This is a genomic window from Saprospiraceae bacterium (assembly GCA_016713025.1).
Taxonomy (GTDB): Bacteria; Bacteroidota; Bacteroidia; order Chitinophagales; family Saprospiraceae; genus OLB9.
In genome coordinates, this window is the sequence record JADJPZ010000004.1 from 1,399,880 (window position 1) to 1,422,543 (window position 22,664).

The 22,664-nt window shown below is 36.3% G+C and carries 12 protein-coding genes and 1 pseudogene; 3 read left to right on the top strand and 10 right to left on the bottom strand.

Annotated elements, in window-relative coordinates:
* Window positions 1–29: 29 nt before the first annotated feature.
* The 3 genes from IPK35_12360 to IPK35_12370 are packed head-to-tail and all read right to left on the bottom strand — an operon-like array spanning window position 30 to window position 2,162.
* On the bottom strand, window positions 30–1,013 hold the full coding sequence (locus IPK35_12360) for a GTP-binding protein (GenBank protein MBK8054030.1): 984 nt from the start codon (window positions 1,011–1,013) through the stop codon (window positions 30–32).
* A 15-nt stretch (window positions 1,014–1,028) separates the two neighbouring features.
* On the bottom strand, window positions 1,029–1,724 hold the full coding sequence (locus tag IPK35_12365) for an NAD-dependent deacylase (GenBank protein MBK8054031.1): 696 nt from the start codon (window positions 1,722–1,724) through the stop codon (window positions 1,029–1,031).
* Window positions 1,725–1,745: 21 nt separating this feature from the next.
* A complete protein-coding gene (locus IPK35_12370; GenBank protein ID MBK8054032.1) occupies window positions 1,746–2,162 on the bottom strand; it encodes a hypothetical protein in 417 nt (138 codons plus the stop codon).
* 336 nt (window positions 2,163–2,498) lie between these two features.
* On the opposite strand from IPK35_12370, the pseudogene IPK35_12375 reads away from it, so the two are divergent.
* Window positions 2,499–4,906: pseudogene (locus tag IPK35_12375) on the top strand (TonB-dependent receptor).
* Window positions 4,907–5,284: 378 nt separating this feature from the next.
* A complete protein-coding gene (locus tag IPK35_12380) occupies window positions 5,285–7,414 on the top strand; it encodes an elongation factor G (protein MBK8054033.1) in 2,130 nt (709 codons plus the stop codon).
* Window positions 7,415–7,691: 277 nt separating this feature from the next.
* On the opposite strand, the gene IPK35_12385 is transcribed toward IPK35_12380, so the two are convergent.
* From IPK35_12385 to IPK35_12405, 5 genes are all read right to left on the bottom strand, one after another.
* On the bottom strand, window positions 7,692–10,088 hold the full coding sequence (locus tag IPK35_12385; GenBank protein MBK8054034.1) for a choice-of-anchor B family protein: 2,397 nt from the start codon (window positions 10,086–10,088) through the stop codon (window positions 7,692–7,694).
* Between the two features lie 513 nt (window positions 10,089–10,601).
* Entirely contained in the window at window positions 10,602–13,310 is a 2,709-nt protein-coding gene (locus tag IPK35_12390) for a phosphoenolpyruvate carboxylase (protein ID MBK8054035.1), read from the bottom strand.
* Between the two features lie 288 nt (window positions 13,311–13,598).
* Window positions 13,599–14,315 (bottom strand): hypothetical protein, encoded by a 717-nt coding sequence (locus IPK35_12395; GenBank protein MBK8054036.1) that lies wholly within the window; start codon window positions 14,313–14,315, stop codon window positions 13,599–13,601.
* Window positions 14,316–14,333: 18 nt separating this feature from the next.
* Window positions 14,334–15,887 carry a replicative DNA helicase gene (gene dnaB, locus IPK35_12400; protein MBK8054037.1) on the bottom strand — a complete coding sequence of 518 codons (1,554 nt, stop codon included), beginning with the start codon at window positions 15,885–15,887 and terminating at the stop codon, window positions 14,334–14,336.
* Window positions 15,888–16,497: 610 nt separating this feature from the next.
* Window positions 16,498–18,189 carry a sulfatase-like hydrolase/transferase gene (locus tag IPK35_12405; protein ID MBK8054038.1) on the bottom strand — a complete coding sequence of 564 codons (1,692 nt, stop codon included), beginning with the start codon at window positions 18,187–18,189 and terminating at the stop codon, window positions 16,498–16,500.
* Window positions 18,190–18,659: 470 nt separating this feature from the next.
* Here IPK35_12405 and IPK35_12410 point away from each other — a divergent pair, with 470 nt between their 5' ends.
* The gene (locus tag IPK35_12410) at window positions 18,660–20,006 is read left to right on the top strand and encodes a dihydroorotase (protein ID MBK8054039.1); all 1,347 of its coding nucleotides are present in this window, start codon (window positions 18,660–18,662) and stop codon (window positions 20,004–20,006) included.
* 236 nt (window positions 20,007–20,242) lie between these two features.
* On the opposite strand, the gene feoB is transcribed toward IPK35_12410, so the two are convergent.
* Both feoB and IPK35_12420 read right to left on the bottom strand, forming a co-directional pair.
* Complete coding sequence (feoB, locus tag IPK35_12415) at window positions 20,243–22,366, bottom strand: ferrous iron transport protein B (protein MBK8054040.1); 2,124 nt, start codon at window positions 22,364–22,366, stop codon at window positions 20,243–20,245.
* Window positions 22,363–22,590 (bottom strand): ferrous iron transport protein A, encoded by a 228-nt coding sequence (locus IPK35_12420; GenBank protein ID MBK8054041.1) that lies wholly within the window; start codon window positions 22,588–22,590, stop codon window positions 22,363–22,365. The genes feoB and IPK35_12420 overlap by 4 nt, the downstream gene beginning before the upstream one ends.
* Window positions 22,591–22,664: the final 74 nt, after the last annotated feature.

The following is a 22,664-nucleotide window of genomic DNA, read 5'->3' on the forward strand; positions in this document are numbered from 1 at the left end:
TAAAGTTCGTATAATTTGACAAAGCAGAATTAGATAGTTTGTATCGCAGGTTTCAAAAGACACTGCTTAAACATCCTTTCAATACTTTCTTTGGCTACGTCATTGCCAATGAACACTATTTTACTTTCTCTGGTTTCATTCTCACCCCACTCTGATCCCTCTTCAACTCTAAAGCTTTGATATACTGATTGAATCAAAATCCTGTTTTCCATATCAGGTATATCAACAAATCCCTTAATTCTGTATATCTGACTTTTATTCACCTGGATCAGTAACATCAAGGTGTGTCTCAACCTGTTAAAATCAAATGGCTGATCATATGTCAGAGTAAAAGTATTGATTCCCTTGTGTTTATGTGTGTATTGTTTATGCAGAACTTGAATTTTGTTTTGAATTGCTATTTTACTATTTGCCGAATATTGCAAAATTGTATCACTTGGAAACCTGCCAAATTCTCCATGATAAGTGATCACTCCAGGATTGATATCATTGATCAAAGATGTCAATGAAGAAAGTTCTTCCACATCAACAGTATCCGTCTTGTTTAGAAGGACTATATCCGAAAAAGCAATTTGTCTTCTGGCTTCTTCAGTGATTTCAATACTGGTAAGCATATTTTGAGCGTCGGCAAGACAAATGGTGGACATCACAGTGAAGTTTCTCTCCATAAAACCATCAATCCAGAAAGTCTCCACCACTCCAGCCGGGTCTGCTATACCTGTAGTCTCTATCACCAGAATATCAAATTCAGCTTTTCTCTCCACGAGACCACTTAGAACATTGTAGAGTTTTTCATTTAGATTGCAGCATAGGCATCCTGCAGTCAACTCTATGACATCATCTACTGAATCAATGATCATGGCACCGTCAATATTGACCTTGCCGATTTCATTTTCTATGACTACTACCCTTTTATCTGAAACATTTTTGATCAGGTTGTTTAGAAAAGTAGTTTTTCCTGAGCCCAAAAACCCAGTAATAATGTATACAGGTATCTTATTTTGTATTTCCATCAGTTAAAATCCATTTTACTCTTTACTTAAAAGTTCATTCACCACCGAAGGTACCCCAATACTTCCTGGTTCTTTTATAATCTGCAATCCCGGCAATCTGCTCAATTCATAAGAAATATGTGGTTTTGGGTCGATGTAATAAATCTCACTGCCACGTGGGGCATAAGAAATCAGGCTTGCTGCAGGATAAACTTGCATGGAAGTGCCAATGATTATGAAGATATCTCCGTTCTCACATTCCTCTATGGCTGACTCAAGCATAGGCACCATTTCTCCAAACCAAACAATATGTGGCCGGAGTTGATAACCTTTTTCGCACAAATCTCCGATATGCAGATCGTCAGACCATTCATAGACCAGAGATGGAACTCCTATGCTCCTGACTTTATTCAATTCGCCATGTAGATGAATGATCCTCCTACTCCCTGCACGCTCATGCAAATTGTCTACATTTTGGGTGATAACTACGACGTCATACTTATCTTCGAGTTCTACCAAGGCTTTATGGCCTGCATTTGGCATCACATCTTTGAGTTGTTTGCGTCTTTGATTATAAAAATCAAGTACCAAAGCCATATCTCTATCCCAACCTTCAGGGGATGCTACTGACATCACATCATGACCTTCCCAAAGACCATCTGCATCCCTAAAGGTTTTTATGCCGCTTTCAGCACTGATGCCAGCTCCGGTAAGTACGACAATTTTTTTCATCATATTAAGTATTAAAATATATTAAACTGAATATTTCCACCCCGATAGTTTAGCACCTACAAATGTCATCAGGACGTACATCAGAATGTCAGCAATTTTAAACCACAGCGGATGAGGTATCGCCATCAGATTTAAGACACCGGCAATAATCCAGGCAATAGCTACAATCCATAATAATGGACGATGATGTGTGGCAGAAAATTTAGCCACTATAAATCCTGATACTAAAGGTCCGAAAGCATGACTAATCAACGCTAAAAACCAATGTCCGGTTGTCAATTTGTGGGCATTGGCAACAAAGGATTCCATATTACTAACATCCATACCTTCAGGTGGTGGCAATATTACATTGGAAATTTGATGGCCGACCATCATTGCTATCATTCCGGCCGCTATAGCCAGAATTACGACAAGGATATTTTTAAATATTGGGCTCACTAAATAATACTTTTGTTAGTGCAAACTTACAAAAAGTTTCTGAAAATGGGAAATTTTGATTCCTGAATGAATTTGTTTTCCCCCTAAATTTTTACCAAACAGAAAATTGATTTTGAAAAATTACAATCATAAATACATAGTTTACAACACATTTTGATTTATATTCTTCGCAGAATATTTTCTGTTCAATATAATTACCATAATCTCTTGATTTACACCTAAGAAAAATTTTAAAAATACTCTTAAAATTCATGATTTGGGTGAAAATTTTAAACTGATATGTGAACCTTTTTGAAATTTCATTGTACTTAGGCAAAGTTTTTTAAAAAGAAATTTATGTTGAATAGAAGAATAATATCAGCTTTGATCTTGTTTTTTACGCTTGGAGCTTCTGCCCAAAATGGGATTATCAAGGGTACTGTAAAAGATAAACTTACCAATGAGCCCGTTATTGGCGCCAACATTTTAATCGTTGGAACTTCATCCGGTACTGCTACCGATATTGATGGAAATTTTGAATTGAAGGAGCTCAAACCTGGAATGTATGGTTTAGAAGTGAGTTATATCGGGTATGAAGATATAAAAGCTCTTGAAATTGAGGTTCAAGGCATCAGACCGACCATCTTAAATTTTGAACTTACTGAAAGTTCCAAACAATTGGATGAAGTTGTTGTCAAGGCAAGCGCTTTTAATAAAACTGCTGAAAGTCCGGTATCCTTAAGGACCATAGGAGTGTCAGAAATCAAAAGAAACCCAGGCGGAAACCGAGACATTTCCAGGGTAATTCAGTCTCTGCCCGGAGTCACTTCAACAGCATCTTTCAGAAATGATCTCATAATCAGAGGTGGTGCTCCTAATGAAAATCGTTTTTTTATTGATGATGTGGAAGTACCTGTCATTAATCATTTTGCTACACAAGGTTCTTCTGGTGGTCCTGCGGGTATCATCAATGTTGATTTTGTCCGGGAGGTGGATTTTTTTAGTGGAGCTTTTCCTGTCAATAGAGGAAATACGATGAGTTCTGTATTCAATTTTAAATATAAAGACGGTAGGGATGACCGACTCGGGTTTACCGCTACCGCAGGTGCTACAGATATTGGAGTCACATTAGATGGTCCGGTTGGGGATAAAAGTACGTTTTTAGTTTCTGCCAGAAGGTCATATCTTCAGTTTTTGTTTAAAGCCATTGGATTACCTTTTTGCCTACATACACAGACTTTAATGCTAAATACAAATACAAAATTGACAATAAAAATGAAATCACTTTTATAGGATTAGGGGCAGTTGATGATTTTGTACTTAATAGAGATGCTGATGATACTGAAGCCAAGCAATTTATTTTGGACCGTCTCCCGGTAAATACACAATGGAACTACACCAATGGATTAGTCTATAAAAGATATAGCGATAAAGGATTTACAACATTTGTTTTGAGTAGAAATATGTTGAATAATGAAGCGGTAAAATATCTGAACAATGATGAATCTACGAGCGCCAACCTGACCCTCAATTATTTATCTCAGGAGATCGAAAACAAAATGAGAATCGAAACAACCCAGAAAGCAGGCAATTGGGATTATATGCTTGGAGTAAGTTATGAATGGGTAAAATACAACAATAAGACATTCAATAGGATATTTACAAATGCAGGTCCTGCAGAAATTGATTATACAAGTGATATAAACATGCATAAATATGGTTTTTTTGGTAACTTAAATCGTAAATTGTTGAATGACAAATTAACATTATCTGTAGGTTTCAGAGTAGATGGTAATTCATATTCACAAGATATGAATAACCCTTTGGAGCAGTTTTCGCCAAGAGCATCGTTATCATATAAAATTTCTGACAGACTATCTTACAATTTCAATGCAGGTCGCTATTTTCAACTACCCCCGTACACTGTCCTTGGGTATCGAGAAAACGAAACTCTTGTCAATAAGAACAATAATATAACATATATATCTGCCAATCATTTAGTTTCGGGATTCGAATTTAATTTTTCTTCTACCGGAAGAGTCACCATAGAAGGATACTATAAACAGTACCAAAACTATCCCTTTTTGCTAAGAGAACAAATATCTTTGGCAAATCTGGGTGGAGATTTTGGTGTACTGGGTAATGAACCTGTTACACCTGACTCAAAAGGCAGGACTTATGGCCTTGAAGTGTTATTGCAACAAAGACTCTACAAAGGATTTTACGGCATTCTGGCTTATACCTTTGGAAAATCTGAATTTACCAATGTAAGCGAAAACTATGCGCCAAGTTCCTGGGACAGCAGACACATCATAAACCTGACAGCAGGCAAAAGATTTAAGAAAAACTGGGAAACCGGAATCCGCTACAGGTTTCAATCAGGACTACCTAATACCCCATTTGCTTTCAATTCAAATTTGGTACTCAATTGGAACCGCAATTTTTCAGGAATTCCTGATTACAGCAGAATCAATACATTAAGAAATACAGCATCTTCAGGCTTGGATATACGTATTGACAAAAAATGGTTTTTTAAAAAATGGGAGCTAAATCTATTTTTGGATATTCAAAATGTAACTGCTAGTGCAGTCGGTCGAGATGTACTTGTCTTAGATCGACCACTTGATGAAGATCTAAAACCTATTGGCGGTCCAGTAATTGTAAATCCAGCTGCACCATTGGAGCAACAAAGGTATAAGCTAAAGACCATATATGATGCTACAGGCACTGTATTGCCAACATTAGGTATAATCATTAGTTTATAAGATATGACTTAATATATTCTCCTTTCAACTCTCAATTCAATTCATACAAATTAATTGGTTGCCGGACAATTCATCATAATTTAGTATGTGATGATTTATATCATCGTGAAATATGACATAAAGAATCAAAACATCATGTTTGGCTTTATACTTTCACACTCAATTTTAAAGGGTTAAAATTTTATCAATTATTCTTACCAGTTAAAAAGTGAACAATCCTAAGAGCACTTGCTTTTTAAATATTGTTCATATTTTAATGTATGGTTTTAAATATAGTTTGTTTTAAATTATTTAGAATAATATTTTGACAAGAATATATAAGTATGTACCTTTTAGCCTGATTTATGTAGAATTTTTATAACATAAAATATTAATTAAATGAGTGTAGATACAAAAAATATCCGGAATGTCGTCCTGCTGGGCCATTCCGGATGCGGGAAAACCACCCTGACAGAAGCCATGCTTTTTGAGTCAGGAGCCATTAGTCGTATGGGTAATATATCAGGAGGAAATACCATGTCTGATTATACACCTATAGAGCAGGAAAGAGGAAACTCATTGTTTTCATCCTTGATGCATGTGAAATGGAGAGATTGTAAAATCAATATATTAGACACACCAGGTTTTGACGATTTTATTGGCGAAGTGGTATGTTCTATGAAGGTAGCAGATACAGCTTTGATGCTTTTAAATTCTGCACACGGTGTGGAAGTTGGCACTGAAATTCTCTGGGATTATGTCAATGATTTCAAAACGCCAACCATTTTTGTCATCACGCAAGTAGATCATGACAAGTCTGACTTTGAAACCACTCTGGAACAAGCTAAAGAACGATTTGGACCTAAAGTCATGCCTGTTCAATACCCGCTAAACCAAGGGTCAGGCTTTAATACCATCATAGATACAGTAAGAATGGTCATGTATGTATTTGGCCCTAATGGTGGTAAACCAGAAAAAAAACCTATTCCGGAAAGTGAAATGGCCAAGGCTATGGAAATGCATAATGCTTTGGTTGAAGCAGCTGCAGAAAACGATGAAGGCCTCATGGAAAAGTTTTTTGAACAAGGAACTCTTTCAGAAGAAGAAATGACCAAAGGACTTAGAATCGCTTTAGCACACCAACAGATTTTCCCTGTATTCTGTTGTTCTGCACTACAGGATAAAGGAAGCGGCAGAATCATGGGTTTCATCAATGATGTAGCTCCATCACCTGCTGATGTTCCGCCTTATCTTTTGGCTGATGGCAAAACTGCAAAATATGATTCTAAAGCTCCGTCATCAATATTCATTTACAAAACTATCTCAGAACCACAGGTGGGTTTGGTGAGTTATTTTAAAGTTTATGGAGGTACTGTGAGATCCGGTGATGAATTGATCAACATGAAAAACGCAACTCATGAAAGAATCAGTCAGGTATATGAGTCTGAGGGCAAAGTCAGAAATACCATTGATTATTTGCAGGCAGGTGATATTGGTGTTACCTTAAAACTTAAAAATTCCCATACCAATAATACCTTAAATGCAAAAGGATTGAACGTTTCAATTGATCCTATTCATTTTCCCGAGCCACGTATCAGGACAGCAGTTGTTCCTCCTTCAAAATCTGATATGGAAAAACTTATAAAAGCACTCCACCAGATTGAAGAAGAAGATCCAACACTTGTAGTTGAACAATCTGCCACCTTAAAACAAACCATCATACATGGGCAAGGTCAATTGCATCTGGATATCATCAGATACCGGATAGAGAAGAATTTTGGTGTGCATATGGATTTTGACAGACCAAAAATCCCTTATCGGGAGACCATCACCAAGAGTGCCAATGAAGTCTACCGGCATAAAAAGCAAAGTGGTGGTGCAGGGCAATTTGGAGAGGTACATATGCGTATAGAACCATACTATGAAGGCATGCCCAATCCTGATGGACTAAGTGTAAGACATACAGAAATTGAAGAACTTGATTGGGGCGGCAAACTGGCTTTCTACTGGTGTGTGGTAGGTGGAACTATAGACTCCAAATACTCCAGTGCCATCAAAAAAGGCATCATGCAGAAAATGGTGGAAGGACCATTGACAGGTTCCAACTGCCAGGATATCCGGGTATGTATATTTGACGGCAAAATGCATCCAGTTGACTCCAATGATATGGCTTTTATGCTCGCTTCAATAGGAGCATTCAGAGCAGCCTTCAAAAACGCTGGTCCACAAATCCTTGAGCCAATCGAAGATGTAAGTATCACTTGCTCTGATGTAGCAATGGGAGATATCATGGGTGACCTACAGGGCAGAAGGTCGATCATCATGGGTATGGACTCTGATGGTCATTACCAGAAAATCAATGCCAGAGTTCCTCTCGCAGAAATGTATCAGTATTCATCTACATTGAGATCATTATCTCAAGGCAAAGCCAAGTTTTCCAGAAAATTTGCAGACTATGTACCTGTACCACCTGACATCCAGCAAAAACTCATAGCTGAACATAAGGAAGAAGAAGAAGATAATCATTGATATTTCAATAGTTCTTTGATTTCAAAACAAAAAAAAACGCTGTACTTCATTGATTTACGGCGTTTTTTTTTTAAATACAAAATATTCACTTTATTGAAATATATTTAACTTCAATGTCGTTTAGATAAGGAATTTTTCTTAGTTTTTACCCTATCTAAATCTTTCACTTAAAAGAGAAAGACTTCATAAAGAGGTCTTAACTAAACGACAATGAATTTCAATTTGTAATAAGTATACATTAGCTACCGCAAATGGTCTCATCAGATCATTTCAACATCTATTGGCGAATTATTTTTAAAGTTTTGTGATTTTCTGCTTTCAAATAAAATACTCCCGGTTGCCAGTCAACGGTATGCACCAAAGTTTCCTCATCCTTTAATACGCCAGACAAAATCATCCTACCTAAAACATCAAAGATTGCAAATGGAGCCTGAAGCGAAGGAGATGATTTTTTTATAGTAAAAACATCTTGAGTCGGGTTGGGGCTTACACTCAATTGCGCCGTCAGAAGTTCAGGTGTACTTACAGAAGAAGTGGCTAATTCCGAAATGAAAAATTGATCAAATCCTACCTCTACTATGTGTCCATTGACACCGCTCTGATCTGAAGCTATGATCTTCAGTTGCATATTTGATGTTGGTTGGATTAATTTTTTAATATCCACATTTCTCACTTTTTTCCAGCCTAATGTTGGCTTAAATATTTTTTCAACCAGCGCTTCAGTCAGCCCATTTGATATCTTAATGATCAAAGTGTCATCGGGAGAAATAGTCCCGTTTCCAGCGTAAAACCAGACATCAAAGTTAAGGGTCGGTTGTTTGTAAGAAGTCAGATCAAAATTGGGTGAACGTAACTCCGTAGATCCATTGTCTACATCATTGCAATTGGCCCCTGGTATCCCGTTTCCGGTCACCCAAGCTATATTGCCCTGGTCATCACTATCCTGGTTAGGGTTGGCCCAGAAACCGTCTCCGGACAATGTTCCTCTCGGCACAGTCCTTACCCAGCCGCCTTGAACTCCAGCTGAATTTACAACAGTCCATCCAAGATTTGTTTGAAAATTGTCTTCAAATCCAGCTTCAGTTAGTTGGTTGAATGATGTAGCAGTATTATTTGATATATTTACTTGTGGCAAAAAAATATTCTTCAAACCCCATTTTGTAATATAAAAGTCATACACACCTGACGAAACGGTTGCTTTAAAATCCTGAGTGCTATTAGTCTGAATCAAAGTGCTTGTTGGGTCGCCTTCAAAAAGTACATTTGAAGAAAGATTCGCTCCTTGATTATCTTTTATATTGATTGTCAAAGTAATAGGCAATTTTTTTTCAAGGACAACATTCAGTATTGTTACTTCACCGTTTTTTAATTCCGCAGTGGTTTCTTTCACTAAATATTCCGGGTGGGAGATTTTTATTTTAAAATTCCCATTCAGAACTTGTCCGGTTTTAAACTCACCGGAAGGACCGGAAAGTTTTTTATTGGCTTGATTTGAAACTATCTGAACGACAGCATTACTAATCCCAAGACCATTGACATCAGTTATTTTGCCTTCAAGATAACATGCTCTTTGGTATTTTACTTTAACTATAAACAATCCATTGTTGATATCGCTTCCATAGATGATATCTGAATCTGTAAAAGGAAACGCACCCCAACAACCAAAAAAGTTATTATGGCATACACCCTGATCTTCCCATGTATCATAATAGGCTACTTCTACCAGATTGTCAGGACGGTGTGCATCTACGATTCGCAGGCCATCAGTATACCAACTTGTGATGAGGTAACCTTTGTGGTAATGTGTATTATGCGGGATTACTCCGTCATTTTCACGTTCTACAGGTCTGAATTTGTCCAGAAGTCTGATACCATTTAAGTCAGAAATATCATAAGCATCTACATAACCTCCTTGTTTTTCATCTGTAGTAAATACGTATCGGCCATTGTCTGATGGCCAGGCATTGTGTGTAAACGTTCTTGATGTAGCCTGATTGGCAAGTAAAACTGGTTTGGATTTGTCTTTTACATCATATATACTCAACTTGCCTATATTAATTTCTGACGAAAATAAAGTATCGCCTCTGGTAAATGCATCGTGTGAATATTGAAGATCTGCCGCGCCTGAGTATACAGGATTTTTAGGATTTGCTTTCAAATCAAAGATCAACACTCCCCTTTTACTTATATTACATCCTGCCAGATACATAAATCCATTTTCATCTATGTACAAATTATGACATCGCAGCAATTCTTTGTTCAAATCAGTGCCTACTGATAGCAGTGGTTTGAAGTGAGTGTGAGAAATATTTTCAGGAGCGTGCGTCATATCTATGATGACAACACCACCAGTACCTTCGTCTGCTGTCACATAAAGATGATTATTGAACGATTTAATGTCTCGCCAGATGGAAGCATCTCCGGGTGCCTCATATCTGAGTTTTGGCTTTTTGGGGTCTTCAAGTGAAAATACACTCACCTTTGTTCTATTGCCAATGACAGCATAATTTATTCCGTTTTTTTTCATACCCCATATATCTGAACTGTTCTCACCAAATGGGACATTTGCTAACAATTCAGTATTAAAAGCCGGTTGATGCAATATATTCTGAGCCTGATGAGCGGAATGTACCAGAAACAATATCAATCCGAATGTTAATTTAATCCAATTCATACAGAGTTTTTAAGGTTAAAAAAATGATTGCATGCGTTTGGGTGGGTTATTCTTAAAATTCATTGAAAGTGCCGCAAAAGTTGTGCAAGTTGTCACAATCCCAATGCAAAGTTATGGTATTTTATTGGTATTCCCCAAAGGGAATAGTTACATATGACATTTTTTATTTGGATGATGTCTTAAAACACATTATTAGGTTATCGGAAGACAAAATAATTAATAGTCATAGTTGGAGAGAAATAAATTGGTTATATTAAACAGAAAATTGAATGCTAAAATTTATGATCATAATTATTTATTTAAATTACAATACATTATGATTTAAATTTTTTGCAGAATATTTTATGTTCACTATAATTAGTGTCACAACTTTTGGGTTAACCCAACAGTTTCCAATCAATTAGAAAGTCCGTGTAATTTGACAAAGTTGTAGTATACACTCAAATACATATTTCTTTAACGATAATTATCGTTTGATTATCAAGTATTTATAAAAATACAGCCCAATTTTTTTTATCCAGTATTTTTCAAGCCACTTGAAATAGAGTTTATTAAAGCCAATAGTCTGCCTAAGGTTTTTTCGGAATCTAAAGAATTTTGATCTTTTATGATTCTCCATTCCTTAAGATATTTGATATGAAGTTGGTGTAAGATTTTTAATTTCTGATCACGCCATTTGAGATTATCGTATTGGCCTTCTCGTCTGTTTTGAGCCGAATCATCAAATAATTCTTCAATTAATGTCATACCATTATTGTAATCAGAAAGGATTATTTTCATAAACATATCCCTTTGCTCTTTATTACTTTCCAATTCTGCATACAAATTCATCATTTCCAAATTGGAAAGGATAAGGTTGGTTTCTGTCTGAATCATCAGAAATCTGAAAAAAGGCCAGTCATGGATGGCTTGTTTCAAAGCAATGAACTCGTTTGGTTTTTCCTGTTTCAACTTTTTAAGGGCTTCGCCTAATCCAAACCAACCGGTGATAGTAAGCCTCGATAGATTCCAGCTGAATACCCAGGGAATTGCCCTTAAATCATTTAAAGATCTTTTTCCGGTTCTTCTTGCAGGCCTTGAACCTATTTTACTTCTTTCCAATACATCTATACAGGTCACATTGCTGTAAAAATGGATAAACTCCGGAATCTCTATCAAACTTCTGTAATGTTCAAATGACTTTTCGGCCAGAAATCCCATAGTTTCATTTGGGAAATGACTCTTAACTGCTCCTATTTTATTGAACATAGTCTGACGGGCTACTCCGGATGCTATTGTGTTCAAATTGTATGTTGCTGTAAGAGGATTTCCAAATTGTTGTGCCACAGTTTCACCCTGAACAGTGATTTTTATATGACTGTTCAAAGTATTTACTGGCATACTTTCCAAAAAACGGTGATATTTTCCACCACCTCTGCTGATCGTACCGCCTGTACCATGAAAAAAGAAAACATCAGTTTTATGTTTTCTACCGATTTCAGAAAGCATAATCTCCGCCGTATGCAGATTCCATTTGCTGGCTATGGTTCCGCCATCTTTATTGCTGTCACTATATCCCAACATCACTTCCTGTCTGTGTGACAATCTTTTTGCTCTTTGAATCGTAATGGAATGACTCAGAAATTGATCTAAAATGTCAGGTCCGCTTTGCAAATCGTGAATAGTTTCCAACAATGGTACTACTTTGATATCTGTATTGAGGAGTTGAGTCTCTTTCATGTAAAGGTAAACAACGAGAAGGTCACTGAGATTTCTTGTCATACTTACTATAAAAGACCCTATACCATCGGACCCATACTGATTGATATGATGCCTGACAACTCTATAACAATCCAAGACATTGTCAGCTTCATCTCCATATGTTATGGTTATATCAGTAATAAATTCATTATTGGCCAAGGTGGTGTTCAAAAATTGCAGACGCTTATCTTCATTCCAATTTTCAAAGTCGTAGTCAGCATATCCGTTGGTTTTCAGGATCTGCGAGATGGCTTTGTCATGAAAACTACTATTTTGTCTCATATCCAATTTTGCTAAATGAAATCCGAAACACTTCACCGTTCTCTCTACCGGAAAAAGTAAATCCTGAGCTATTCCACTTAAACCATGCTCAATGAGTATATATCTCAGGAATTTAAGGTCCTCCTGCAAGGCATAACTTGACTTATAGCGTGTATTTGAATCAGTAACATTTTCGGATATAGTATTCTCCAATTTTGCTGCCAATAAGCCCACGTATTGTCTCCAGGGCTCATAGAGATTCCTTTTCAAGACTTTTGCTCCCATTTCTCCTAAAACAGAAACATGATTTGTGATTGCTTCCTGTAATGCTAATGGCACAGGATTACTTATGCCCGAAATAGTTAGTTTTGCTGCAAGGTTGATTAATTTCTGATGAATGATTTTTAATGCCTCCTGACGATGCAAGATAAGCGTTTCCTGTGTGATAGCAGGAGTGACAAAAGGATGACCGTCACGGTCGCCTCCTACCCAACTGCCAAAATGAATGTTAGGAAAAAAATCAGGATTACTAACTTTTAATGTATTAAATCCTATTCCTTTCCATGAACTCTTTAACTGTATGTCACTTTTCTCAACAACAGATGGAAAAACTTTACTCAGATAATGCAGGATATTTGTTCTTTCATCGGTAATATTGGGTTTCTCAAGATGAATTTCACCTGTTCTCCACCACCTCTCTATTAAGGAAATTATTTTTTCAGTATTGGCCATTTGTTCCATCTTGCTGAGTGAAGTATTTTCTCTTTGCACCAGCAACAGATACAAATCTCTGTGAATTTCTATGACTGTCACTCTTTTTGATTCGGTAGGATGCGCTGTTAGTACCGGCATGATGTCGACTGATGATATGGTTTGAATCATTTCGTCTTCAGCTATACCAAGGTCTTTCCAAATTTGAAAGGTTTCTGCCCATGAACCCCTAATGGAAGAAATGTCTTTTTCATTTTCCATTTTCCTTCTGTACTGAGTTGCTGCATTCTCTTCAACCATTGTCATCAATTGAAAATATATACTCAATGACTGAATGATTTTTTCACTTGTTAAGGTTGAACTTTCCAAATCCAATAAAAACTCGGCATCATTTTCTATCAATTGCAGCACTTCATATTCGTTGATTCGTTTTAACATCTCTTGATAACAGTGTAAAATAAATTTCCTGTCATCTGTAATTTTTTTAAAAGAATTATTTTTGTTTTCCATATCACTTGTCTATATTGTCTATATTACATAATTCGGTTTATTAATGCATTAATGATCAGATTGTCATAGGATTTCCCTATCTCAACCGTTTACCAACTTGTATAATCATTAGTGTTTTTTTATTCTTAAAATTTCTATCATTTTTCCATCCTTTTATGCCTTTGCAAAACGATCAAATCAAGAACTTTTGCAAAATTACACCCTAGATGTATATTAGTGAAACATTCCCTTCAAATTTAATAACTTTCCAATAATTGGACTATTGACATCAGCGACATGAACTATTGCTCAAAAGTATTTTAAAAATATAATTTCTTTTTCTGTCAATATCCTTGACCATCCGCGTTTTAGATCTTTTTTAGTCATCCCTTTTATGAAAGTCCTGTCACACTTGACTATATTAAGTGCCTTTTCGGAAAAAAATGCTCTCAAACGCTCTTCGCTTCCACCTGACATTTTTACTCCAAGAATATTCTTTTCCATGTCAGGGATATGTGATAAACCTTTGATAAAATATGCCTTTTCCTGATCAATGGTCAATACCCGGGTGATTTCTTCACTATCTACAGGTGCTGTAGTATGTATTTCAAAAACGGAATCGTATTTTATATCATAGGACGCACATTTTCTGATCAGATCTTCATCATCGGTTAGAATTGTCAAGCCAGAAGCCTCAGCTGATATCGGAAATAGCTGTTTTAAAGATGCAGTAGTTTTGTTTTTTATCAAGCTACTTATTGTAACTCTTTGAGTTTCACCAAGGATTTCTCCTACATTTTTTGGTTTATTTAGGAGCAGATAAGTATAATGTTTCTTTGGAGTGATGAGTTTACCTTGATACGATATGACATCATTATTTTTTACTTCATAAAATGGCTCATAACAAATTGATTCATTGACAGTTACGAGTCCTTTTTTAATAATTCCTACAGCTTCCTTCCTGGTACAAATACCGGATGAAGCGATATACTTATTCAGCCTTATTATTTCTGCCTTTTGTTCCACTATATCAAAGGAATTCTATCAAAATGGAATATCGAGTTCTTCATTTCCACTTCCCGCAGGAGGGACACCTTCACTTTCCATATTCATTTTGGAAGGTCTGGTGATGATGCCTCCACTGCCAAATGGATTTACATTAAAGACGTCATTCAGATCATTTGAAAATCCTGCTGATCCCGGGTCTTCAAATTTCACAAAGTGAGGCACGAATCTCAAATTTACAGTTCCCAATCCACCATTTCGATGTTTTGCGATAATGATTTCTGAAAGATCGGATGGTGTATCAAGGTCACCTTCACCTACGCCATAGTATCCTGGTCTATAGATAAATGATACAATATCAGCGTCTTGTTCTATTGCACCTGACTCTCTAAGGTCGGAAAGCTGAGGTCTCTTCTCTCCACCTCTGCTTTCTACAGCTCTTGATAACTGTGAAAGTGCAATTACAGGCACATGCAATTCTTTAGCAAGACCTTTTAAGGCTCTGGATATAGATGAAATCTCCTGTTCTCGGTTGCCGCGCTTATCATTTGGAGCGCCTGCCATCAATTGAAGGTAGTCAATCACTATCATGCTGATGTCATGATTCTGCTTCAACCTTCGGCATTTGGCCCGTAATTCAAAAATATTAAGACCAGGAGTATCGTCAATAAAAATTGGTAATGTGGAAAGTTTATCTACAGCAGCATGAAGTTTTCGCCACTCATATTCTTCCAGTTGCCCGTTTCGCAATTTTGAAGAATTGATTTCCGCTTCCATAGATATGAGACGCTGCACCAATTGTACATTGGCCATTTCAAGAGAGAAAAAAGCAACCCCTTTTCCTGACTCAGCAGCATTTTTTGTTAATGATAGTGTAAATGCCGTTTTACCCATACCAGGTCGGGCAGCCATAATGATAAGGTCAGATGACTGCCATCCATTGGTCATTTTATCAAGTTCGAGAAATCCGGTTGTAACACCCGTTGTTTCAGATCCTTTTTGACTTACTGCCTCTATTTCTTTTTGAGCTTTCAGTGCCAGGGTAGCCAGAGACTCGTATCCGGTATTGAGGTTCTGATCTGTAATTTCATATAGGCCTCTTTCGGCTTCATCGAGCAATTCCAGTACATCCTTTGTATCTTCAAAAGAGTCATGAATCACCTGAGTACTAACCCTTATGAGCTCACGCTGTATAAATTTCTGGGCAATAATCCTGGCATGAAATTCGATATTGGCTGCAGAACCTACCTTATTAGTAAGTTCCATCAGGTAGTTGATGCCGCCTACGGTGTCCAACTGACCGGATTGTTTTAGCGCTTCATGCACTGTTAATAAGTCAATAGGCTGAGACTTACCAAATAAATCTGACATTACACCAAAAATCAATTGATTTTTGTCAAGGTAGAAGCTTTCTTTACGCAGTATCTCAATGATAGACGGAAAACCATCTTTGTCTATCATGATCGCGCCCAGAACCGCCTCTTCCAAGGGAATAGCCTGTGGCTGGACTCTCCCGTATATCAATTCCGAGTCGGATTTTGATGGAGTAAGCCTGCCTGATATTGCCTTGAGCGTATTCTGAAATTCTGCCATTATGCCTTAAAATCGTATGATAAATATTTGTAATGACAAAGGTAATATAACTTTCAAATATAAGAATTATGCAATTTGTTAACAATGTGGAAAAAATGTGTATTACTGTGCATTAATGTGGATAACTAATAATTGAGAATTTTATGAATAGTCTGAAATTCATGCTGTTTTAGATCATTATCTCAAAAATGGCCGTCTTCCTGATATGGCTCTTTTTTATAATACATTGAAATAAGCTATAATTCAGAAACTAATCTCTTAATATTAGTAAAATATATAATATATAAGAAAAATAAGTCAATTTTAATAAAATTTATTTTTAAAAGCATTTTGAATTTCAACATCAAAAAATTCGGGTTTATTTTGTGGATATTTCTTTTATATTTAATTATTTGTAATATGATGGATTTGGATTTCTGATTTTATTTATGTAAACAACACTCATGGTAGTATTATTTTTTATTCAATTTAAAATATCCTCACTTTCACTCAAATTTAAAAAATTAAAACATCTTCTATTTTGGCAGAGTATTAAACCATTTTTTTATCATATCAGTAAATAAGGTTGCTCTGCTATTTTTTTGATTTGCACCCGATATTTCATTAGAATTCATGGAAAAGTACGCAGCCGAATTATCAGTGTTCCAATAGGCAAATCGATTTTCATCAATACAAAACAAATTTCGGCCAAAAATGTACTTTTCAGTATTAAACCCAATGTTTTTTGCCATAGTATATGGAATGTCATAATGATTGCAGGGGATGCAATGGAGTCTGGCAGTGTTTTCAGATTTTGTCCCGGATCATAAATGATGAGTGGTATTCTAAACCTTTTATGGTCATCCATGCCTGCATACCCGGAATGAGTACTTCCATGATCGGAAGTAAGGATAAAAACAGTATTGGCAAACCAAGGTTGGCTTTTTATGGCATTAAAGTACAGGCCCAAGGCATGATCACTGTATCTGACTGAAGCCTTATACTTCCCGGGAATATCTGATCTTACAGAAAATTCGTTTGGGATAGGGATATCAAACGGAGCATGAGAACTCATCATTAAAATGGTGGAAAAAAATGGTTGAGGTTCAACATTGGACAAATCTATCGCTTTTTGAATCATGATATGGTCAGGAACTCCCCAGTCTGTGATATCAAATAAACTATCAAAAGACCGATCTCTGATGATGGTGTCAAATCCTGATAAAGTCAGATAATTGTACAAATTTGAAAAGTTTAAGTCACCTCCATATACAAAAGATGTTTTATAGCCTGCCTTTTTAAAATCTTTTACTATGCTCGGGTATCTGATCACTTTATCAAGATGATTTGGCATATTCAGACCCGCTATAGAAGGAATTCCTGATAATATACTCATCAAACCCTGATCTGTCCTGAAGCCGCTGCTAAATGCATTATAATACCTGATACTATAATTACTTAAGGAATCAAAGTTTGGGGTGATATTTTCTTTTCCGCCTAGATATTTTACCATATCAGCAGACCACCCTTCTGCAATTATGAAGACAATATTTTTATTCAATAATGAGAGCGAATCGGCATTCTGATGGCAATCATGGCTTCTGTAGCTTTTCATGAAAGAATCAATATCGGCTTCTGTATTCACGAATTTCATTTGTGTCTGATGGGTCAGACTGTATAGCAAATACCAAACTTTATTGACAGCTGCAAAGTTATTTTTCATATCTTTGGCATAATAGGCATCTGATGGTTTGATAGGCAATTTTTGCCAGCCACCTCTTACTCCCAAAAATAATAATGGTCCTGCCAATACAATAAAAATGATGGACTGCACATAGTAAGACCTCACCGGCTGCCAATATTCAAACTGATGCCTCAGCCTTTTGAGACCCAAAAACAATATCAGCAAACTGACGACAATCACTTTCCATGAAATAAAATCCCTGGAAGATGCCCAGGCTTCAGCGGGGTTGCCCAAATAGCTGATAGCTCTTGCATCCAGTGAAGTACCCCATTCCGGAAAGATAAGTATCGAACTGAATTCTACTAAAGATATTAACAGCCAAATTACAATTGTGACCCATTTACAAATGATAAGCAACCAGTTTTTTCCTATGAAGAGATACAATGCCCAAGGGACTATTGATACCAGCATAGCACCACACGCCATAGATAGATCCAATCTGAACCCGTGAAAAAAAGGAAGTATCTTATCCTGAACATCATTGTGGTATAAAAAAACAAATCTCCACAGATTGAGCCCAACCAGATAAAAAAAGATAAGCTTTAAAGGAAAGTAAAGCGCGGAGTATCTTTGAGACATTGTTTAATAGCTGATGCTTATGTTATTACCTAAATATCTAAAATGAGATTCGTAGTGAGAGCTTCAAATACAAGAAAATCAGCACTTTTAGCGACAAATCATACTGTGTGCAGCTATGCTGTAGTCACCACTATGGTGCGAAGCGAAAAGTGATCCGCCGAGGCGGAGACTGATTTTGAAGTATTTGGAGGTCGTAATAGATTATCATTTTAGATATTTAGGTATTAATTAATAAAGTATTTTATCGGCTTCAAAAAAGATTTTTAAAAGTTGATTTTTTAGATTAATTCGTGATTATTTAAAGTCATTGACATCAAGTTAATACCTTTTTTGAATGTTTTTTTTTCCCAGCGTGGTATAATACTCTGGATTTGAAAGAGACCACAAGTTGAAAATTTATACATATCTAAAGAAGAATGTGATACTAATTCATAATTTTGCATCCCAAAGGTAACTTAATTTTATAATAGATGCAAAATCAGAAAAAAATAATCAAAGGCGCACTGGTCATAAATGAAGGTGAAGCTGCTTACAAAGATGTACTTATAGTTAATGAAAGAATTGAAAGTATTGCTCCTATCATAAACATCAAGGGCATTCATGATGAAATAGATGCCACAGGATTATGGTTGATTCCAGGTATCATTGATGATCAAGTACACTTCAGGGAGCCTGGTCTTACCCATAAAGCAAACGTAGCTTCTGAATCTAAAGCTGCTGTAGCTGGAGGCACAACTACATTTATGGAAATGCCAAATACTAAACCTGAATGTCTTACTCAAGAGTTACTTGCTGCAAAATATGAAATTGGCAGGACAACTTCTTATGCCAATTATTCCTTTTTTATGGGTGTCTCTAATGAGAACTATGATGAAGTGATGAAGACCGACCCGAAGAATGTATGTGGAGTTAAAATTTTTATGGGCTCAAGTACAGGCAATATGTTAGTAGACAACCCCAATATTCTGGATAAGTTATTTGCAAACGTACCTATGCTCATCGCAACTCACTGTGAAGATGAAAATACCATAAAAACACATTATGACAGCTACAAGAATAAATATGGTGAAGAAAATTTACAACCGTATATGCATCCTCTCATAAGAGATGCAGCAGGATGTTATTTGTCATCATCATTTGCTGTGGAACTGGCACAAAAACATGGAACTCGCCTTCATATTCTCCATATTTCCACTGCAAAAGAGTTGGACTTATTTCGAAACGACATTCCATTATCATCAAAAAAAATTACATCTGAAGTATGTGTCCATCACATGTATTTTTCCAATGGAGACTATGTACATAAAGGCAATCTGATAAAATGTAATCCTGCCATCAAAACAGAGGCAGACAGAGATGCTCTTATGGTTGCATTGCTTGATGATAGATTAGATATTGTAGCTACCGACCATGCACCTCACACATGGGATGAAAAGCAGCAATCGTATGCAAAAGCTCCCTCAGGACTTCCATTTGTTCAGCATAGCTTAAATATAATGCTGGATTTTTATCATCAGGGTAAGATAAGTAAAGAAAAAATTGTCGAAAAAATGTGCCATGCTCCAGCTGAATGTTTCAAAGTAGAGGACCGGGGATACCTAAGGGAAGGGATGTACGCGGATATGGTTCTGATTGACCCCAAGGCCATTTGGACCGTTAAAAAAGAAAATATACACTATAAATGTGGTTGGTCACCTCTTGAAGGAAAAACATTTAAAGGAAAAGTGATTGCTACATTTGTAAATGGAACTAAGGTTTACAATGGACATAACGGATTTAAACCATTAATGGGCAAACGTCTTACTTTCCTAAGGTAAGAATACCTTACAAAAGGCATAAGAGAATAGGTATTGAGTAGAAAGCAAAAGTGAAAATGGTAAAAATTATCAACATAAGGCTTTAAAAAAATGCAACCAAAGAAGATGGGGAATATTCTAAATTCGGAACTCAAAAATTAAATAGATAATATAGTGCAATTTGGGGATATACTCAAATAAGTAATCTCTGGAAGTTGATCTAAAACCGGAGTAATAATGTGGGCTAAGAAATCCTCTCAGAAAATCCGATATGCAATAAACGCTCCAATATATGCCAATAAGCCCATAAATAAAAATTGAATAATTGGCCATTTCCATGTATTGGTTTCTTTTTTTGTCACTGCCAGTGTACTCATACATTGCAAGGCAAAAACATAAAATACAATCAGTGCAATAGAAGTCTTCCTGTCATAGAGTTTTTGTCCTGTTTCAGGTCTGATTTCATCTGCCATTTTCTGCCTGATGGTTTTTTCATCGCTATCACTTCCCAGACTGTAGATAGTGGACATTGTTCCAACAAATACTTCTCTGGCAGCAAAAGAAGTAATCAAAGCCACCCCGATTTTCCAATCAAATCCTAAGGGAGAAATCAAAGTTTCCATAGATTTTCCGGCAATACCAATATAGGAAGCTTCTAATTTCATAGATGCCGATAGATTTTCTTCATCTTCCTGTGTCAATCCTAAAGAATCCGAAATGATGGAAGCCTCTCTTTCTGCATTTATAAAATTGTCACCGGGACCAAAACTCGCTAAAAAATATAAAACCAATGATATGACAATAATGATCTGTCCGGCTCCTGCTATAAATGACAGCACTTTTTCTTTGACATTGACCGCAATATTTCTCCATACGGGTGGTTTGTAATGTGGCAATTCTATCATCAAAAATGAAGAAGTTTCTGATTTAATCAAGTACTTAAAGGCCAGTCCCGAAACCAAAGCCGCAATGATACCCAGCAAATACAAGCCCATAAACACTAAGCCTTGTAAATTGAGAAAACCAAAAACTGCTTCAGGTGGCACAACAAATCCGATCAGTACAGCATAAACCGGCAATCTTGCCGAACAACTAATCAAAGGACTCACAAGGATAGTAATCAATCTTTCTTTCGTATTGCTGATAGTTCGCGCAGCCATGATAGCAGGTATAGCGCATGCTCCGCTCGAAATCAGGGACACCATACTCCTGCCATTCATTCCAAACTTCTGCAATAAGCCATCAAACATATATACTACCCTACTCATATAACCAGACTCCTCAAGTATAGAGATAAGTAAAAAGAGGATAGCTATCTGTGGTACAAAAACCAACACACCTGCTAATCCCGGCAACAAGCCATGTATCAACATACCTGAAAACCAGGATTCCGGCAATATTTTATCCAAAAACTCTGAAGCCATGGCAAATCCCTCTTCAATCTTATCCATAGGGTACGTCGCCCAACTGAAAATGGCTTGAAAAACAAAAATCATTATCAAAAAAAATATGAATGGCCCTATAAACCTATGAGTCACCCATCTATCGATGGTGTCAGTAAGTGATAACTGAGTATTTTTACTTTTTTGCACTACTTTTGAAGCAATCTGTGCATTTTCATTGTATCTCATCATCACTTCTTCGACTTGTGATCTGATATCTTCAAAATGATGCCTACTCACTACTTTTTCGATCCGCAATTTGTCACTCTCCGAGATATAGTCCAACCACTCATAATGATGGGCAATAAGTTTTGCATGATAATGACTCGGGCTTTGCAATGTCTGATAGATATCAGAAACAACATCCTTTACTTTGGCTGAAGGAACAAATGCTGTTTCGTTTACAGGTCGGGGCTCAAATTTTGAAATGTAATCACTCAAACTCTTTTTTAATACGTCAAGATTTATATTGTTTCTGAGAGATATGGGAATGATCGGGCATTGCAGATAATCTTTTAAAGGTATTGTATTAATTGCTTCAGGTCCGGCATCGAGCAAATCTACCATATTTAAAACAAAAATCATTGGAATGCCCAAATCCTTAATCTGACTTGCAAACAGCAAATGTTTTTCAAGTTGAGTAACATCTGCCACAAATACGATAAAATCAGGAAAATCCTTGTTCTCTTTGTTAGTCAGAATATTTATGACAATCTTTTCTTCTGTTGAATTAGGAAAAGTGCTGTACGTACCGGGCAGGTCGATGATTTCAGCTACCTTATTATCACTAAAATAATATTCACCAGATTTTTTATCTACAGTTACACCGGGAAAATTAGAAACTTGCTGATTTAGACCAGTGAGATAATTAAATAATGATGATTTTCCAGAGTTAGGATTGCCGGCAAGGCCTATTTTAAGTATATTTGTATTATTCATATTTGCGGCTCCACGATTATTTGGTCTGCTTCCTTTTTTCTCAGTCCAATATGATAATTTTCCATTTTGACATAATAAGCATCACCAAAAGGTGATCGTCTGATCATGGTAATTTTTTTGTCTGGCATGATACCGTGCGTTAGTATTTTGCAAGCCATGACGCCATCCTTAATTTGTAATATCTTTCCTGTTTGTCCAGGGCGTAATAATGATAATGCAACCATTTATAAAATTAGACTAAATATAAATTGCAAATTTAAGGAAAACTTATTTTAAACCTATTCTGAAGTAGCAATTA

Coding starts and splice junctions, on each gene's coding strand:
- IPK35_12390 (MBK8054035.1), bottom strand. CDS start 13,310: ATGGAAAACAAAAATAATTCTTTTAAAAAAATTACAGATGACAGGAAA.
- IPK35_12405 (MBK8054038.1), bottom strand. CDS start 18,189: ATGTCTCAAAGATACTCCGCGCTTTACTTTCCTTTAAAGCTTATCTTT.
- feoB (MBK8054040.1), bottom strand. CDS start 22,366: ATGAATAATACAAATATACTTAAAATAGGCCTTGCCGGCAATCCTAAC.
- IPK35_12385 (MBK8054034.1), bottom strand. CDS start 10,088: ATGAATTGGATTAAATTAACATTCGGATTGATATTGTTTCTGGTACAT.
- IPK35_12360 (MBK8054030.1), bottom strand. CDS start 1,013: ATGGAAATACAAAATAAGATACCTGTATACATTATTACTGGGTTTTTG.
- IPK35_12365 (MBK8054031.1), bottom strand. CDS start 1,724: ATGAAAAAAATTGTCGTACTTACCGGAGCTGGCATCAGTGCTGAAAGC.
- dnaB (MBK8054037.1), bottom strand. CDS start 15,887: ATGGCAGAATTTCAGAATACGCTCAAGGCAATATCAGGCAGGCTTACT.
- IPK35_12410 (MBK8054039.1), top strand. CDS start 18,660: ATGCAAAATCAGAAAAAAATAATCAAAGGCGCACTGGTCATAAATGAA.
- IPK35_12420 (MBK8054041.1), bottom strand. CDS start 22,590: ATGGTTGCATTATCATTATTACGCCCTGGACAAACAGGAAAGATATTA.
- IPK35_12380 (MBK8054033.1), top strand. CDS start 5,285: ATGAGTGTAGATACAAAAAATATCCGGAATGTCGTCCTGCTGGGCCAT.